Origin of the sequence: Agrobacterium rubi TR3 = NBRC 13261 (genome assembly GCF_000739935.1) — a bacterium.
Lineage (GTDB): Bacteria > Pseudomonadota > Alphaproteobacteria > Rhizobiales > Rhizobiaceae > Agrobacterium > Agrobacterium rubi.
In genome coordinates this window covers 1-16,531 of sequence record NZ_BBJU01000001.1, presented here as the reverse complement: position 1 = coordinate 16,531, position 16,531 = coordinate 1, and the positions used below count along the sequence as shown (strand labels likewise).

19 protein-coding genes are annotated in these 16,531 nt (G+C 55.1%); 16 read left to right on the top strand and 3 right to left on the bottom strand.

The annotated features are described in order from the left end of the window. From RRU01S_RS00090 to RRU01S_RS26385, 5 genes are all read left to right on the top strand, one after another. The gene (locus tag RRU01S_RS00090) at positions 1-1,464 is read left to right on the top strand and encodes an aspartate aminotransferase family protein (RefSeq protein WP_045228210.1); all 1,464 of its coding nucleotides are present in this window, start codon (positions 1-3) and stop codon (positions 1,462-1,464) included. A gap of 1 nt (position 1,465) precedes the next feature. Next, positions 1,466-2,122 (top strand): hypothetical protein, encoded by a 657-nt coding sequence (locus tag RRU01S_RS00085; RefSeq protein ID WP_234936015.1) that lies wholly within the window; start codon positions 1,466-1,468, stop codon positions 2,120-2,122. A 260-nt stretch (positions 2,123-2,382) separates the two neighbouring features. Further along, entirely contained in the window at positions 2,383-3,435 is a 1,053-nt protein-coding gene (locus RRU01S_RS00080; RefSeq protein ID WP_045228208.1) for an NAD-dependent epimerase/dehydratase family protein, read from the top strand. Between the two features lie 3 nt (positions 3,436-3,438). Further along, positions 3,439-3,912, top strand: coding sequence for an SDR family NAD(P)-dependent oxidoreductase (locus RRU01S_RS26390; protein ID WP_234936016.1), 474 nt, complete (start codon positions 3,439-3,441; stop codon positions 3,910-3,912). 123 nt (positions 3,913-4,035) lie between these two features. Continuing rightward, positions 4,036-4,248, top strand: a complete 213-nt coding sequence (locus RRU01S_RS26385; protein ID WP_234936017.1) for a Rossmann-fold NAD(P)-binding domain-containing protein — start codon at positions 4,036-4,038, stop codon at positions 4,246-4,248. A 60-nt stretch (positions 4,249-4,308) separates the two neighbouring features. On the opposite strand, the gene RRU01S_RS00070 is transcribed toward RRU01S_RS26385, so the two are convergent. Continuing rightward, positions 4,309-4,653, bottom strand: a complete 345-nt coding sequence (locus RRU01S_RS00070) for a DUF2147 domain-containing protein (RefSeq protein ID WP_045228207.1) — start codon at positions 4,651-4,653, stop codon at positions 4,309-4,311. A 429-nt stretch (positions 4,654-5,082) separates the two neighbouring features. Between RRU01S_RS00070 and RRU01S_RS00065 the strand changes: the two genes are divergently transcribed. The 6 genes from RRU01S_RS00065 to RRU01S_RS00040 all read left to right on the top strand — a co-directional run bounded on the left by RRU01S_RS00065 (position 5,083) and on the right by RRU01S_RS00040 (position 10,886). After that, complete coding sequence (locus tag RRU01S_RS00065; protein WP_244446066.1) at positions 5,083-6,204, top strand: OmpP1/FadL family transporter; 1,122 nt, start codon at positions 5,083-5,085, stop codon at positions 6,202-6,204. Next, complete coding sequence (locus RRU01S_RS00060) at positions 6,188-7,585, top strand: D-arabinono-1,4-lactone oxidase (RefSeq protein ID WP_081879956.1); 1,398 nt, start codon at positions 6,188-6,190, stop codon at positions 7,583-7,585. The genes RRU01S_RS00065 and RRU01S_RS00060 overlap by 17 nt, the downstream gene beginning before the upstream one ends. After that, entirely contained in the window at positions 7,582-8,748 is a 1,167-nt protein-coding gene (locus RRU01S_RS00055; protein WP_045228205.1) for an alanine racemase, read from the top strand. Before RRU01S_RS00060 ends, RRU01S_RS00055 begins: the two co-directional genes overlap by 4 nt. A gap of 563 nt (positions 8,749-9,311) precedes the next feature. Then, on the top strand, positions 9,312-10,088 hold the full coding sequence (locus RRU01S_RS00050) for an exonuclease domain-containing protein (protein WP_209806518.1): 777 nt from the start codon (positions 9,312-9,314) through the stop codon (positions 10,086-10,088). Next, complete coding sequence (locus tag RRU01S_RS00045) at positions 10,085-10,405, top strand: hypothetical protein (RefSeq protein WP_045228203.1); 321 nt, start codon at positions 10,085-10,087, stop codon at positions 10,403-10,405. Before RRU01S_RS00050 ends, RRU01S_RS00045 begins: the two co-directional genes overlap by 4 nt. Positions 10,406-10,460: 55 nt before the next feature. Then, the gene (locus RRU01S_RS00040; RefSeq protein ID WP_045228202.1) at positions 10,461-10,886 is read left to right on the top strand and encodes a DUF1810 domain-containing protein; all 426 of its coding nucleotides are present in this window, start codon (positions 10,461-10,463) and stop codon (positions 10,884-10,886) included. A gap of 130 nt (positions 10,887-11,016) precedes the next feature. On the opposite strand, the gene RRU01S_RS00035 is transcribed toward RRU01S_RS00040, so the two are convergent. Further along, a complete protein-coding gene (locus RRU01S_RS00035) occupies positions 11,017-11,424 on the bottom strand; it encodes a DUF2000 family protein (RefSeq protein WP_045228201.1) in 408 nt (135 codons plus the stop codon). On the opposite strand from RRU01S_RS00035, the gene RRU01S_RS00030 reads away from it, so the two are divergent. The 4 genes from RRU01S_RS00030 (at position 11,423) to RRU01S_RS00015 (ending at position 14,225) form a co-directional block, all read left to right on the top strand. Next, positions 11,423-12,319 carry an AraC family transcriptional regulator gene (locus RRU01S_RS00030; protein WP_045228200.1) on the top strand — a complete coding sequence of 299 codons (897 nt, stop codon included), beginning with the start codon at positions 11,423-11,425 and terminating at the stop codon, positions 12,317-12,319. The genes RRU01S_RS00035 and RRU01S_RS00030 overlap by 2 nt on opposite strands. 234 nt (positions 12,320-12,553) lie before the next feature. Then, positions 12,554-13,186, top strand: coding sequence for a hypothetical protein (locus tag RRU01S_RS00025; RefSeq protein WP_045228199.1), 633 nt, complete (start codon positions 12,554-12,556; stop codon positions 13,184-13,186). Positions 13,187-13,475: 289 nt separating this feature from the next. Continuing rightward, on the top strand, positions 13,476-13,787 hold the full coding sequence (locus tag RRU01S_RS00020) for a GCG_CRPN prefix-to-repeats domain-containing protein (RefSeq protein WP_081879955.1): 312 nt from the start codon (positions 13,476-13,478) through the stop codon (positions 13,785-13,787). Positions 13,788-13,931: 144 nt separating this feature from the next. Next, complete coding sequence (locus tag RRU01S_RS00015; protein WP_045228197.1) at positions 13,932-14,225, top strand: PRC-barrel domain-containing protein; 294 nt, start codon at positions 13,932-13,934, stop codon at positions 14,223-14,225. Positions 14,226-14,308: 83 nt separating this feature from the next. Here the strand turns inward: RRU01S_RS00015 and RRU01S_RS00010 are convergent, their stop codons facing one another. Further along, positions 14,309-15,127 carry an aldo/keto reductase gene (locus tag RRU01S_RS00010; protein WP_276325036.1) on the bottom strand — a complete coding sequence of 273 codons (819 nt, stop codon included), beginning with the start codon at positions 15,125-15,127 and terminating at the stop codon, positions 14,309-14,311. Positions 15,128-15,138: 11 nt separating this feature from the next. Here RRU01S_RS00010 and RRU01S_RS24935 point away from each other — a divergent pair, with 11 nt between their 5' ends. After that, positions 15,139-16,494: a recombinase family protein gene (locus RRU01S_RS24935; protein WP_052815881.1), complete on the top strand. Its 1,356-nt coding sequence runs from the start codon at positions 15,139-15,141 to the stop codon at positions 16,492-16,494. Positions 16,495-16,531 lie beyond the last annotated feature (37 nt).

Below are 16,531 nucleotides of genomic sequence, written 5' to 3'. Positions count from 1 at the left end.
ATGAACATGGCACCCCGCACGACAGAACCGGCCCCCTACAGCATCAGTTCATGGCCGGATAACAAGGACCTGACCGACAGGCTGAATGCCCTCCTCAAACTGCCACCGCGCGGCATCTCAAAGGCAAACATGCCCAAGGTGCTCGATTATTTCGAGCAGAAATGCCAGACGTCCAAGGCATGGGCAACACGCGCTGCCGAGGTCATTCCCGGCGGCGTGCAGCACAATCTCGCCTTCAATTATCCCTTCGCCATTGCCGCCACCAAAGTCGATGGTGCCTATATGTGGGATGCGGACGGTAACCGCTATATCGATTTCCTTCAGGCAGGTGGCCCGACGCTGCTTGGGTCCAACTACTTGCCCGTACGAGAAAAAGCACATCAGATCATTGATGAAACCGGACCTGTGACGGGTCTATTGCATGAATATGAATTCAAGCTGGCAGAAATCATCCGTCAGCACATGCCTGGCATCGAGATGTTTCGCATGCTCGGTTCCGGCACAGAGGCCTGCATGGGTGCAATCCGTCTGGCGCGGGCGCATACGGGCAAAAAATGGGTGATCAAGGTCGGGGGTGATTATCACGGCTGGAGTGACCAGATGGTTTATGGCATGCGCGTGCCCGGAACCGGACGCCGCGAGGCGACCGGTATTCCCAAAGGTGCCACCGCCTATACGCAGGAAGTGTTCCCCAACGAACTCGGGTCGTTACGCCGAAAGCTGATGCTCAACCGCTTTCGTGGCGGTACTGCCGCCGTCATCGTTGAGCCGCTTGGCCCAGAAAGCGGTACACGCCCGGTCACGCCAGAGTATAATCGGGAAGTGCGTAAACTCTGCGACGAGTTCGGCGCTCTCCTGATCTTCGATGAGGTGGTCACGGGTTTTCGTGTCGGCATGGGTGGCGCGCAAGGTTACTTCAAGGTCAATCCCGACATCACTGTCTTCGGCAAATGCCTGACCGGTGGCTATCTGATGGCGGGCGGCATTGGCGGGCGCAAGGAGATCATGATGACGCTTGTCGGCGGCATCGGCACCTCTTCCAAGCGTGCTTTCGTTGGTGGAACACTTTCGGCCAACCCGCTCTCCTGCGTCGCGGGTTACTACGCAATCGAGGAAATGGCGCGGACCAATGCACCGGCACTGGCGGGTCGTGCGGGTGACCGGCTTGCCAAAGGCTTGAAGGAGATCATGAACCGTTTGGGCCTTCCTTACGTCGTCTATAACATGGGCTCCATCGTCCATTTGCAGACTTCGGCGGTTCTGTTGATGAGCATGCGAACCCCCATCAAGCTGATGCGCGAAGCCAATGCCCGCAAGCATCTGATGGAGGAAATGGGGGCGGCCTATCTCGCCCACGGCATCCTGACGCTTGCTGGCAGCCGTATCTACACCAGCATGGCCGATACCGACGAGGTCATCGATGATGCACTCGAGCGTTTCGAAGCCGTGTTCCGGCTGGTGTGATATGTTGAACGAGATCGATAACGCCATATTGGAAAACACGCTCGGCCTTGCCGCCGCGCGCCTTGCTGGCAAGGGCTTGCTGAAGTCAGGCGATACCCTTTCCCAGCGCATTCCCGAACGCAATGCTTTTGTCCGGGTGGAGATCAAATCCGGCTGCGACGTTCCCGAAGTCTTCGAGTGGGTACACTTATCAGACACACCAGGCGATATGCATCAACGCATCTATGCCGCCCGCCCGGACGTGGGGGCAATTGCGGCGGGTAAGCTTACATGGACGTCTTTGCTGTCCCGCATGGACCTGTCTTTGCCAGCCGTGTTTGACGAGCAGATCCGCCATTTGGGCGTTGAGGCAAAACGTGTTGCCATACGGTCTGACGATGCGCGACCGATGAAAGCACTTTCCAACGGTGCCAATGCGTATTGCCTCGATGACATCGCACTGTGCTTCGGCATGGGGCTGGAGCGATTGGTGCTCAACATCGAAATCCTCGAAAAATGCTCGGAGTGCTTCGTGTTGGCGCAAAGCGCCACATCCCGTGTCAAGCGCATCCCCTGGCTCATCAAGTTCATTGCCAATGGCAGATTGCGCAAAGACCAGAAGGATGCCGCCGCGCACCATCTTCGCGGCGAGCGGTCCATCATGAAAGCCGGATACTGAAAGCGGAAGCGCCCTTTTAGCATCCAGTGAAAGCAGGCATTAGGAAGCATAAACAGTGGTTGCGACGATGAGTTCATAAGCGCGCCGGTGTTGGCTACACGCGTTGAACCCAACCGTTGTGACGAGACGGATTTGGCATCTTCAAAAAAGGTCTTTTCCGGTCATTTTCTGATCTTGTGAGGCCAGCCTCATGATGACCTCTTACACTGCTTTTCCAGCTTTGATTACAGTGAGCCATAATCATAAAACCGGGGTTCGCAATGCAAGAAACCGTATTGGTCACGGGCGGAAGCGGCTTCGTCGCCAGCCATCTCGTCCATCGTCTGCTCGATGTGGGAGCGACTGTGCACGCCACCGTCAGAAGCATCAGCAACAGCACCAAGGTGCGACCGCTAACGGATATGCAGGCACGTTTTCCAGAAAGGCTGAAGCTATTCGAGGCGGATTTGCTAAAAGAGGGGTCTTTTGATGCCGCCACGACGGGCTGTAGCGTCGTCTTCCACGTGGCATCTCCATTCAAACTGCCGGAAAAAATCAAGGACGGGCAGGTCGAAATGGTCGAGCCGGCGCTTCAGGGAACGCGCAACGTCCTTGGCAGCGTCAACCGGACCGAGAGCGTTCGACGTGTCGTCATGACGTCGACCATCGGGGCGATTTTCGGTGATTATATCGACGTTTACGCCATGAAAAACCGGACTGTGGCGGAGGAATATTTCAACACATCCAGCAATGTGCAAAACAATCCCTATCATTATTCCAAGGTGGTGGCGGAAAACGCGGCCTGGAAAATCCAGAGCGAGCAGAACCGCTGGAGCCTCGTCACCATCAATCCCGGCATGGTGCTAGGGCCGTCGCTGGCTCCTGCTTCCGAATCCGGATCGCTTTTCCTTCTGGATGAGATGTTCAAGGGATATTTCTTTTATGGCATGCCCGATCTCAGCCTCGCCTGCGTGGATGTGCGCGAAGTGGTCGATGCCCACATCCGTGCAGCAGAGAATCCGGACGCGAAGGGCAGGTATATTTTATCGGAAAACCATACCCGCACATTTCTGGAAATCGCGGGCTTCGCGCGGCGATGGCATCCCAAAGCTTATCTGCTTCCCTCATGGCAAATTCCCAATGTCGTCGTTCGAGTTATCGGCCCGCTCTTCGGGCTCACCCAGGACTATATGACGAACCATCTGGGCATCTGCTTCGCACTCGACAACAGCCGCAGCCGCGATGAACTCGGGATCGTCTACCGGCCATTCGAACAGACGATGAGGGATCATTATCGAAGTTGGGCAGAACACCGCCGGACTAAACCAGCGTGAGTGATGACCAAGATGAAGTTTTCCGGAAAAATCATCCTGATCGTCGGCGCATCTTCCGGTATGGGTCGCGTCCTGGCATTGAGGCTTGCCGAAGAGAGAGCGAAAATCATTGCGATTGCGAGACGGCAACCGCTGCTGGACAGTTTGGCGCAGGAAATCAGCGCCAATGGCGGAGAGTGCTTCCCGATTGCTGCCGACGCGATGGACGAAAGTGCGGCCAATGATGTGGTCGAGGCTGTGGTTGGCCGTTACGGTCGTCTCGATGTAATCTACCTCAATGCCGGTGGTGCGCCACCACTGGATATGCGCCTGATGACCGCAGGAGGGGTCTGCAGCTATCTGCGTTCGAACTATGATGTGGTTGTCAACTTCCTGGTTCCGACCTTGAAGCAGATGGTAAAGCAGGGTGGCGGTCATGCTGGGCACCCCAATTCGCTGGCCGGCTTCCTCGGTGTACCACTGCACGGACCGTCTTAGGCGGCAAAGGGTGCGGCGATGCTGTTGATCGATACGTGAAGGGTCGAATTCGCCCGTTACGGCATCCGCTTTACAACGGTTTATCCGGGATTCGTCGCTACCGAAGTCACAGCCAATGACGGTATGCCTGCACCGTTTGAAATCTCGACGGAAAAGGCGGCCGATCACATCCTCTATGCCCTGAGGCACGAGAAGCAGGATTATCTGTTTCCTCTGTCCATGCGCTGGCTGATACGGCTCGCCCGTATTCTCCTAAAGCCGATCGTCCTTTGGATATTGCGCAAAACACTGCCTGATCTCCCAAGCATCGTTCATCCAGTCGCCTCAGGCATCTGAGGTCGGAATGCGACGGCCCGGCCACGTTGTCCGTGCCGCCGTCGCTCCCTCGGCCTGCGCTTACAAGCGGTTCCAGACCACTGTCTGGCAAAATATCTTCAACGCGCATCCTTTGAGCTTGAGCGTGGTGCCGCTCACGGTTCCCGAGCCGCTATAGGTCTTCTGATCAGCCGGGTCTGTGATATCTCCGCTGTAGTCAGGGCCTTTGCCACGCAACTTTCCGATGGACTGACCTGCATATTCGCCACTCGCCATCTTCAGGCAGAAGCTTTCGCCGCAAGGGGTGATTGCGACGATATCCACCGGGCCATTCTTCCATTTTCCCTCGATCGGCTCCACGGCTTTAGCCGGAGACGTCGTGATGCCGATGGCGACCAGAACCAGTATCAATGCTGCAAATCTCATTTCGCTTTCCCCTTACTGCTTTCGCTATCCGATCCGGATGATCGCGCCGATGAGGATAAATCTCATCTCTACATCTGGAACGATCATTTCCGGCCAACGATGGGTCTCTAACGGCAAGCGTGTGGAGAATGCGGGTCTGCGATGGCAGATAAGGGCTCAACTTCACCACGTTTTTCTTCCGGAACACCCCGGTTTGTTTGGCCGTAAATGATCCATTTTTGTCCCCATCGTCCATTGATGCGCGGGCCGTCACACATATTCTGGACATGATTTTCGGTGGAGGACCGAAAATGCCGGGGTGGGAAATCGGCATGCCGACGATGGCGACGTTCGAATAAATCATAAAAATCAAAAATAAAGATGGGAACTGCTCAGATGAATTCCAGAAAAATGGAATACATATACGGATTCATACTTTCAATCGGATTGGTGACTGTTTCGCCTCTGGCGGCATCCGCTGGCGGGTTCTCCCGTGGGGAGGCAAATACCGACATTCTGTTTGGAGATGCACGTTTCAGCACGGAATCTTCGGTCATCTATGTTTCGCCAAACCGTAGCTATTCCAGCATCATGGGCCAGTCCGTCGATGAAAGCGCATATTCGAATTCGTTTGCAATTCCCAGCGTCTCCTTAGGCATGCGGCTAGGCGACAATCTGTCCTGCGCGCTGACCTACACCCAGCCTTTCGGTGCATCCGGCACCTATAGCGAGGCTGCACAAAATGCAGAGTTTCTGACGGCCCTAGCCGCTGGAAGTACCTTTCCCAACCCGACATCGAAAATGAAATTCTATGCGGATGAATACGGAGCAACCTGCGGCATACGCTTGGATGCAGGGCCTGGCAGACTGCATTTCATCGGGGGTATGTTTTTGGAGACCTTCGACTACAAGGAAGACACTCTGATTGGCTCCGTTCATCTGAAAGATGACGGTCAACTGGGATACAGGGCAGGAATCGCTTACGACATTCCTGAATATGCGATGCGCGTACAACTCTTGTACCGCTCTCAAGTCGAGCATGAGGCAGACGGCACCTACACGCCATCGGCTTTCGGCATAGCAAACGGGATACCCACTGACCTGCCTGCAAAAGGCGCAGGCACCCTTCCCCAATCCCTGAAGCTTTCAGCGCAGACAGGTGTTGCTCCAGGCTGGCTCGTCTATGGTTCGGCGGCCTGGACCGACTGGAGCGTTCTGCCGGGTTTCAGCTATGACGTCACCGGTCTTGGAACATCCTCCAAAGTGTTCAATTACAAGGATGGCTATACACTCCAAATGGGTGTGGGACACGAGTTTACAGACAAGGTCAGCGGTACCGTCAACCTGACCTGGGACAGGGGTGTCGGCACCGGTGCCGACATAACAACAGATACGTGGACCTTGGGCCTGGGGACACAATATAAGGGCAACTTTGGTACGGTCGGTGTCGGCGCGGCTCTGTCCTATTTGACTGCAGGATCACAGAACGCAAGCTCGGGTGCGACATACGACGCGACAGCGAACGCTGATTGGGCCTTTGCGGTCGGTGTCACCTATGCCCTACAATTCTGACAAGCAGCATGGCGTTCCAACGCGTGATGTTTCCGACCGTCCGCCTGTGAAGGAACGTGCGTCTTCCTGTCATTCGGTGGGAGGGTTCACAATAGCCTCAGGTAAAAAAGCCGCATGGACCAACTGGTCAGGCACGGTCACAAGCGCACCAGAAGCGATTATTCGGCCGAGCACAGGGCTGGACCTTCAGGACGCTATCACGACCTGCCCGGTTCCCCTTCGACTGATTGGATCGGGTCACTCCTTCACCCCGCTGGTGGCAACATCGGGAACGATCATTGACGTGTCGACGCTGTCGGGGCTTATCGACCACAACAACGAGACCATGACAGCGACAATCGGTGCTGGGACAAAGCTCGATAAACTGACGGAGTTGCTGGCGGGGATCGGTCAGGCCCTGCCCAATATGGGCGATATAGACAAGCAGTCCGTTGCTGGCGCTTTGGGTACCGCGACGCATGGTTCTGGTTTGGGGCTGGGGGCTTACCATACACTGCTGCGGGGCATGCATCTCATCGACGGCAACGGCATTCACCACGACTATATAGCCGGGCGTGACGATGATATGATCAAGGCCACAGGCGTTACGCTTGGAATCTTCGGCGCGCTGACCTCTGTTACTTTCCAGAATGTCCCAACCTATAATTTGCGTCGCAAGCGCACCATAATACGTATCGACACCATGCTGGAAAGCTTCGAGGACTTGATGGCCCAACACCGGTCTACGGAAGTCTTCATCATTCCTTTTGCCAGGCACGCATTGCTTCAAACGCTCGATATGACCGAAGAGGCAGCGCGTTCTCAGATTACATCTGAAGATGAGGACGGTCTTGCTACGCTTAAAACATTGAGAACCGCTCTCAAATGGTTTCCCGGCCTGCGGCGTCGATTGATCGGCAATGCCATGGCGAAACTCTCCGACGAGGAAGTCGTCGGCGAATGGATGAAAATCTACGTCACCGACCGCCGAACCAAATTCAACGAAATGGAATATCATCTGCCCTTCGAAGAGGGTGCCGGCGCTCTGCAAGAGATCATAACACTCATCGAAAATCATTTCCCCGAAGTCTATTTCCCCATCGAAGTCCGCAGTGTGAAAGGCGATGATTTCTGGCTCAGCCCTTTCTACGGGCGTGACACCTGTTCCATTGCCGTTCACCATGGCGTCAGCGAAAATCCTGACATTCTTTTTCGTGCTGCCGAAGCCATTTTCCGAAAGCGAGGCGGGCGGCCGCATTGGGGGAAAATGCATAATCTGACGTCAACCGATCTGGTGTCGATCTATCCACGCTTTAGGGAAGCGATGGACACAAGACGTAGCCTTGATCCCGATAACAGATTTGTCTCTCCGTATATCGCGAAGCTTCTGGGGATCAAATGACGGCGGAGGACGGTTATTTTCGCGCTCTCTCGGAAGCCTTGAAAAGAGCCGGGCTGTTTCGTCCCGTCCTTGTTGTCGACAAAGACAGGTTGGATGCAAATATCGTGGCGGTGATGAACGGTCTTGCGCCAGCTCTTTCGCTCAGAGTCGTCGATAAATCCCTCCCATCAATCCCTTTGCTGGCGCATATACTCGCCGCTACGCAAACCACACGGATCATGAGTTTTCATCTCCCGACGACAGTTGCCGTGTTGGAGGCATTCCCTGAAGCAGACGTACTGTACGGAAAACCGCTACCAGTTGGAGCTGTGTCTGCGTGGATGCAGTCCACATCCCCTCAATCCTTCACAGACTTTGTTCGTCGCACGGTTTTCCTGATCGATACGATCGAGCGCCTCGACCAATATGCTGCATTGGCAAGTCGAGCGAGAAAAACATTCAGGATCGCATTCGAAATCGATGTCGGCATGCATCGAGGCGGATTTTCGACCGCAGTTGAACTTGGAGCTGCCGCTGCACGCGCCGCAGAACTTCCAGACCTCCAACTAGAAGGTTTGATGGGTTATGACGCACATATCACGGAGGTGCCGGGTATCATCGGTGGAATCGAACGAAAACACGTGGGGTCACGCATGAAAGCGTTCGTCTCCGCAGTTCCTCAGGGCGCCCGTCACATCATCAACACAGGCGGCAGCAAGACAGCGCTTTCCTATCACGGGCCAAGCTCTGCCAACGACGTCTCTGTGGGATCTGCCTTCCTGAAGCCGATGGATTTCGATGTCGCATCTCTCGACGCGCTGGCGCCAGCTGTCTTCATTGCCGCACCTGTTTTGAAAGTGCAGAAAGTCTGCCTTCCCGGTCCTGCTTTTTTGACCCCTCTGATGCAGATGGCCGGTCTGTTCCCTCACCAAGGCTGCTTTCTCTATGGGGGCAAGTGGATGGCAGAACCCGTATTTCCGCCCGGCATGAAAGAAAGCAAGTTATGGGGCCTCTCATCCAATCAACAGATGATGTCTCTGCCCGATGATAGTTCACTAAAACCGGACGACTTCGCATTTTTTCGACCCACTCAAAGCGAAGCCGTGCTGCAGGGTTTTGATACCATCAATCTTTTCTCAGGAGATGAGATGATAGAAAGGTGGAAGATACTTCCAGCAGGATGAGCAACATGTTTTAATTTTGGGAGGTGCAATTCGTCGCGGTTAGCGCGATCCAACGGCAACAATTTCAGTCTTGTTTATTGGCTTATCAAAAAAATTATATCCTTTGAGTTGATTGAGCCAGAGGTCAATCCACAGTCTTGGAAAAGTCAACAGCCTCGTATGTGTGCACAATTCCGTCGATACGCGAAAACAGCAGATCTCTGAGCAAGATTTAAGCCGACACACCAGCATATGACGGCCAGCAATGTCAGCGGCACAGTCCACTGTGTGGGGAACGCGCTCATGCAGCAGATCGGACGCGATCACGGACATCTCTCAGACCCTTAAGAGTCAAGACGCGCTAAATTAGGAATGCAATCCTCGATTTTTAGCAACTCAAGAGATTCGCAAATTGAATCAGTGAGTAAGATTTGGAACGGTGCTCGGTAACGTGCAGAAAATAAATTTCAGGAGAGCTTAATCAATCCCTCAGCATCGGCTGTCGATGCGTGCAAGCCCCCGCTGATCGTAGGCCTCATATTCAGGAACCATCCTACGCCAATCGCGCTTACCAATGCTGGAGTTTGAAGAAAGGTAGCACCGAAGTGGTCGAAGCCAGGGTACGCGTCATCGATCTCGAAACAGGAGGCAATGGCCCGAACGACGTTTGTGAGATCGGCTGGCAGGATGTCGTCATCGACCAAGCTGGAAAGTGGCAGGTCACTGAAGAGCGCGGGGCGCTGTTCGTCAACCCTGGACGTCCCATCTCACCCGACACGATGGCGATTCATCATATTCTGGATGCCCAAGTCGCGGATGCTCCCTTCTGGAAAGAAATAGCGTCAACCGTTCTTCGTCCACCCGGCCGCATCGACGCCTTGGCAGCTCATCGAGCAGCTTTCGAGCAACGATATTGCACACCGCGGTTTGCAGGCGGAATGCCTTGGATCTGCACATGGAAATGTGCGCTGCGCGTCTGGCCGGAGCTTCCGCGGTTTTCCAACCAGATGCTGCGTTATCAACGAATGCCCACCGGGCTGGTGCATGAAATTGGCCTCCCAGCGCACAGAGCGATGCCAGATGCCTATGTTACGGCTCATCATCTCCGCGACATGTTGAACCAAACCTCGCTTGAGGATTGTCTGACATGGAGCAACGAACCCGGACTTCTACCGCGCATACCTGCCGGACCAGATCGGGGAAAACCCTGGGGTCGCATCAGCCTCGAGACACTCAACGCGTTCATCGTAGATCGGGATGTGGACGTGCGCTTCAGCGCACAGACAGAACTGGCTCGGCGGATTGAGGACAAGCCGTCTCGGGATGCGGAACCGGCACAAGGGACGCTTGGATTCAAATGAGCAACAAGTATCCGGACACGCCCGATGGTCGATACTTCGTCGTAAAAGGACGGCTGTGGCGGCGCAGTAATCCTGCACTCGATGAACTCACCCGTGCGGCACTGGTCAAGGATTTGATGACTGCACGCCGGGCAGTTCGCGACGCATCGGCAGGCTCACCAGCGATGATCGAAGCTCGAGAGAAAGTGGATGCAGCCAAAGTTGCCCTTGGAGAACGCGGTCCGGTCTGGTGGGATGACGGGGCGCCTGACTTCAATCGCCATCTCGCCAGGAACACCCCCTACGCTACATGGTTTGCACAGTTGGAAATGGAATGAGATGTGATGGCACCTAGAAGACAAAAATCTAACCCGCTGAGCGAAGGACACAGGGATGGAATTTGATCTGGCGCGGTTCATCAAAGCGCAACAAGATACGTACGCAAAAGCCTTGCAGGAGTTAAGCGACGGACTGAAGAGGTCTCACTGGATGTGGTTCATTTTTCCGCAAATTCACGGACTTGGTCGATCGGAAACTGCCCGCTTTTACGCGATCTCTGGGCGTTCTGAAGCCGAAGCCTACCTGAAACATCCTGTTTTGGGCGCCCGTTTGGAGGAGTGCACGCGCGCCATGCTCAGCCATCCCAGCCTCAGTGCACGTGAAATTCTTGGCTCTCCCGATGACCTCAAGTTTCATTCCAGCATGACGTTATTTGGCATAGCCGCCCAGAGTGGTTCGTCGTTCGAGACCGCCCTTCACGTTTTTTATGGAGGTGAAGGCGATCAAGCCACTCTTGCAGCGTTGAAGAACAATGTATGATCAGTCGCTTACCGACTTCTGCAAAAGTCCCGACTTAAGGTAGCTAAACCAAGATTCGGCCGCGTGAAAGTGCTTCCGTAGACGGCTATATTCGACGGCGTTGCGGCGCCCAGACCTAAATTTCCATACGTCAAGGATGCATTTTTGCTCCCTTTACGATCTTATCGACCACCTTCTTTTCAGCTCTAAGTGCCAGTCCTACCAGTTTCGAATTGTCTGGGCCAAACTGGGCGAACACCTCCCTGTTGGCAGCGTCGTGCCCTGTTGAAAACATCTCCTCGATATAAGCCGAGGCTGTAACCTTGCGGTCGAGAGCCCGCCTATGGGTCGTGCGCAGCGTCTCCTGATCTGCTGCAAGAACCACGATCGGCTGGATCGTCATGGGATTGTAGACATTCCCAGCCGCATCCCGGTATGGTTCGCCGATAATGGCTGGTGTCTGGGCAACGATGCCACTTGTCAGGAAAGCGGTGACATTCAGCCTCTGCCAGGTTGCGAGGTCATTGCGGATAACGATTGCGATCTTGGTGTCGAACATGCGGTTGAACTCCGTCCGGGGTATCGAGGGAAAAGAAGACCTAGCTCCGAGCAAGGCGGGCGGTCTTGAACGTTCGTGCGAAGTCGGATTTGCCGACGGTATGCGTGTCTCCGCGCCCTCACACGGTGTCGAGCGGATGGAAGCCCGGTTTCATGGCAACGCTTTTTCGCCGCATCGGCACGACACCTACGCGCTAGGGCTGACGCTCCACGGCGTACAGACCTTCCGCTATCGCGGCACCGCGCGTTTCAGCAGCCCCGGCAACGTGATCGTGCTGCATCCCGACGAGCTGCATGATGGTGCTGCAGGTACCGAGGATGGGTTGATCTATCGGATGATCTATCTGCCGCCCGATCTCATTGGCGCTATCGATGGCTACCGCCACGCTCTGCCATTTGTTGCCAACCCTGTGGTTGCTGACATCGGCCTCTGGCAGGCACTGGCAGATATTCTTGCCGATCTGAGCGAAGAACCGAGCGACCTGATCATGGACGACGTCGTAATGCGGCTGGCATCAGGTCTTTCCCGCCAAGCAGGTGCACCGCCCAAAAGCATCGCCGCGCCGGCACGGTCGGCTGTTCTTCGTGCTCGCGACTTTATCGAAGGGCATTGCAGCGATGTCGTGCGCTCGGAAGCGCTAGAGGTTGCATCTGGACTGGACCGTTACGAATTGGCCCGACAGTTTCGCCGATTGCTAGGTACCAGCCCTCATAGATACCTCATCATGCGCAAACTTGAATTGGCGAAACGGTCTGTTGTTAATGGCAACGGATTGGCGCAGTCGGCAGCAGATGCGGGTTTTGCTGACCAGGCACATTTTACCCGCCATTTCCGCAAAGCCTTCGGTATGACGCCGGGTCACTGGCTGGCAATGCGTTCTGCAAGCTCTGGCTAAGTTTGATTGTACTCGAACTGCCATCGAACGCGATACAAGTTTATTGAAGGACGGTCGCGGGCGAATACGATCCGCCCGCTTATGCATCATGCTGCATCGATTACGGGAAGCCTTGCTGAACATCTTGATGGAGAGTTTCGGTAAGAAGGAGGGATAAGAAAGATCGGTTGCAGTTCCTCTTCTGCTGTCAACAGGCTCGTTGACTTGGAAGCGCTGAACCACCATTTGTGTGACATGCCGAAGCGTGAAAAAGATGAGATCGAACTGATCAGGACATGGACCCTGCCAGCCACGGTAACAATGGGGTCGGCCGTTCGGGCGAAAGGCGTTCTTCAGGAAATACGAGCAAGGCTGCCAGCGATCTCTAAAAAGTCGATCTCGCTGGAAGGCGTCGATCTCACACTGGCGATGGCGGCTAACGAAAAGACCGCATTCAACGCGGCAGCGGCTATCGTCGCGAAAGTGGTGGCGGAAGCCGGAGCAATGCCGGTCATCCCGCGAGAAATCGAGGACATCCTCACGATCAAGACCAGCGAGCGACATCGTTGGCTTGCAGACGGTCGTCTGCCGAGCGCCGGAACGAGGACTGTCAGACTGAACGGACGCGCTCGTCAGATTACGTTCCATGTGTTCGACCCTAAGGTGGTGGAGGATCTTCTCGACAGAGGAGCCGCGGAAGAATGGCGTGTGGAGGATGCCGAGGCGAAAGCCGAAAAGCGGCAGCGGGCTACGTATCAGGCGAAGTTGACGCGGTCGCTCAAGAAGGACGCTAGAAAGAGGTCTAAGACGTCGAAAGACGGCGCCAAGGATTCGGCCCCGAACCTTGGCGGCTGGGAAGAGTTCGACCTTGACGGACTGCTCCGTTAGATTTGTTGTTAGCTCAGTAGCGCTTAAGCATCCTACACGTGCGTCAGGGCGAAACCTTTCAAACTTACCGACAGATGCCAGGCCGTAGAGCACTGGCGTAGAATACCCCGAAAATAGGCACCAGTTTCACCTCCCCGGCGCTGCCTAGTTCGGAATAGGGTCCCGCCGCGCTTTGGTTGCATTCGAAAAACTTCGCAACTCACAACGCCACGAAAACGTCAAAGTTCATTCAGGCATGGTTCACGGTGCAGGTCGCTAAATCACATCACCCTCAACGGAGTGATGTGAGATGCGCAAGGTAATTTTCAGCGCGGGAATAATTCTAGGTAGTCTGCTTGCCAACGTCGCCAACGCGATGCCGTCAGTTCATCCATCGGTTCCCTTGGCCTCAGATGTTCAGAAGGTCGACTACGCTTGCGGACGCGGCTTCCACCTTTCCCCACGTGGCTATTGCCGACCAAACGGCCCTCCACGCGAGTATCGCGATCGGTGGGATCGACGTGACCGCTGGGAAGCCAGACGCGAATGGCGCGATCGTCGCGACTACTATGACCAACGCGAATGGCGTGGGCGACGTGAGTATCGGGACTACAGATGGTGATGCCTGGATCGTCTCGCGAATATAAACACATCCCGTGAGAGCGTCAGAAGAGCCGTTAGTCAGGGGTCAGTTAAAGCTTTTCCTAATTAAGGAACCAGAGGCCTGTGATGCCGTTACGTGTTCATCCAGCAAGGAGGAAAACCAATGGATCATACAAATCACGTTCGCCTATCGACGACAGAGCTGACCCCAGAGATTCTGGAAGGTGCAACCGTATATGGCGCAGATGACCATAAGGTTGGAAAGGTTGATCACGTGCATGGCGGAACAGGCGGCCAGGTCATTATCGACGTCGGCGGGTTCCTAGGAATTGGCGCAAAGCCGGTAGCGGTCTCCCTCAGCGACCTCGATTTCATGCGAGATGAGGACGGCGATGTTCATGCCGTCACTTCCTGGACGAAAGACCAATTGAAAGACATGCCAGAACACCATCATTGATGTACCCAGGGCCCGGTCGCAAAGACCGGGCCCTAAAACTAATTCCTTCCGAATATCAGAAGATTACAAGTCGCCGTACCTGCTTAGCTCGCTCCCCACCCACGCACCTGCTGTCCACCAAAGACCATTTCAGTCGGCATCTCAAAGATGAAATAGGGATTAAGCACAGGCAGCGCTGTCGCTTTTTCCAGCCGTTGCATATGTTCATCCTTCAGCACAATCTCGAGCGAGGCGATGTTTTGGGTGAGTTGCTCTATCCGGCTGGCGCCGATCAGCACTGAGGAGACGCCAGGGCGTTTCGCTACCCAGGCAAGCGCCACTTCCGCAGGCGAACGACCAACCTCTGACGCCACAGTCTTCAGAACATCGACGACATCGAAGTTACGGTTTGTGAACAGCATGCCGCCGAACGGATTGTCACCGTTAAGGCGTCCATCGCTTTCACTTTCTGCCACAAATCCGGCCTTGTCTGGCAGACCGGGGACACGGTTGGAGTCGCTGATTTTTTCGCGGTCATATTTACCCGTCAGCAAGCCAGCCGCAAGCGGGCTCCATGGCACCACACCTAAACCAAATTCGGCACCTGCCGGAAGAAGGTCCAGCTCTACGCCACGGTCGATCAGCGAATAGGCGTATTGCAAACCGATTGGCTTGGGTAGGCCGTGCGCTTCCGCAAGCGTCGCGACCTTTGCGACATACCACGCGGGCGTGTTGGAGAAACCGTAATGCAGGATTTTGCCTGCGCGAACCGCATTGGCCAACGTCTGCAGAACCTCTTCTGCTGGCGTCGTGCGGTCCCACACATGCATCCAGTACATGTCGATGTAATCAGTCTTTAGCCGCATCAACGAGCCCTCTATGCCCATGCGGATGTTCCTAGCATCGGCTCCTGCGCGCAGCACTCAGCCACGAAATGGTCGAACAGATTCGTTACCGAACACGCGAAGGTATGAAGACGGCTGTCCGCAAGGGTAAGGCGACGACGTGCCTATCCTACGGCTACGAGCTCTCCCAGCAGCGCGATGCCAATGGTGACCGCATCAGGGGCCTTCGCGACATTGACCCGGCCAAGGCAGAGATTGTGCGCTGGATCTTCAAGCAATATGCGGATGGTGTATCACCGGCGGACATCGCACAGAAACTCAACGACCAGGGAGTTCCAGGGGCACGCACCAAATATTGGCGCGATACCACAATCCCTGGCAGCGTCTCTGATGGGACCGGAATCCTGAACAATGTTCTTTACGTCGGCAAGATGATCTGGAACAAGCAGAACTACCGCAAGAACCCGACAACTGAACGGCGCACCTCACGCGCAAATGACCAGGATCAGTGGGTGTATAATGAACGCCCTGATCTCCGGATCATTTCGGACGAGCTGTGGGACAGGGTCAAAAAGCTCCAGGCCGAGGCGCGTGAAGACTACGATACGTCTTCGTCCAACCGGCTGAATGCGACGCATCGTCCAGAATATCTCCTGAGCCGCATGCTGGAATGTGCGGAATGCGGCGGACCCTATGCGATTAGCGGAAAGGACCGCTATAGCTGTACCAACCGCAAGAAGCGTTTACCGATCGACGAGCTTGGCAGCGAATGCTGTAGCAACAGCAAAACGATCACGCGCCAAGAACTCGAAGAGCGCGTTCTGAACTGTATTCCGGTCGCGTTCTACTCCATCGACATCTTCGACCGGATTTCGCACAAGATGATCGCCCATGAGGTGACCAAGCTGAAGAGCGTGCCCTCCCGCAAAGATCAGATTGCGACAGAGCTTGCAAAAATCAAATCGACACAGACCAGCCTGATGAAACAAATCCAGGACCGGCATGCCGAAGGCCGACCGCGCCTTGCCATCCTCGACGACCAACTGGATGGACTGGAAGTGACGCGTGAGAAGCCGGCCTTCGAGCTTGCCGCTACCGAAGCGCCGACGGAGGATTTTCAGGAGAAGATCAGCAAGTTGGAGCAGCAGTTCAATCCTGATAATGTCGAGCTTGCCATTCGCAAGTTGTTGTTCCTTGCCCGTAGCAATGCCGACGAAGACGCCAAGCAGCGTCGTGATTGGCAAGACACCGGGCCACCAGCTGGCGAGCCTGCAGGTGCATGGCGACATCGCCAGTATCATGGCATCCATGGAGGTTCTCGATCTGATGGAGCAGCAGTTCCTTGCCGCAGCAGGCAACGATCTGATGGCGCGAATTGCGTTCGGCGAGATCGACACGGAGGCCAAACGCAAAAAGCTCCTCGACCAGTATGGTTAGGAGCTTAAACACAAATATTTGGAATGGTTGAATTTGGAAGTTTCG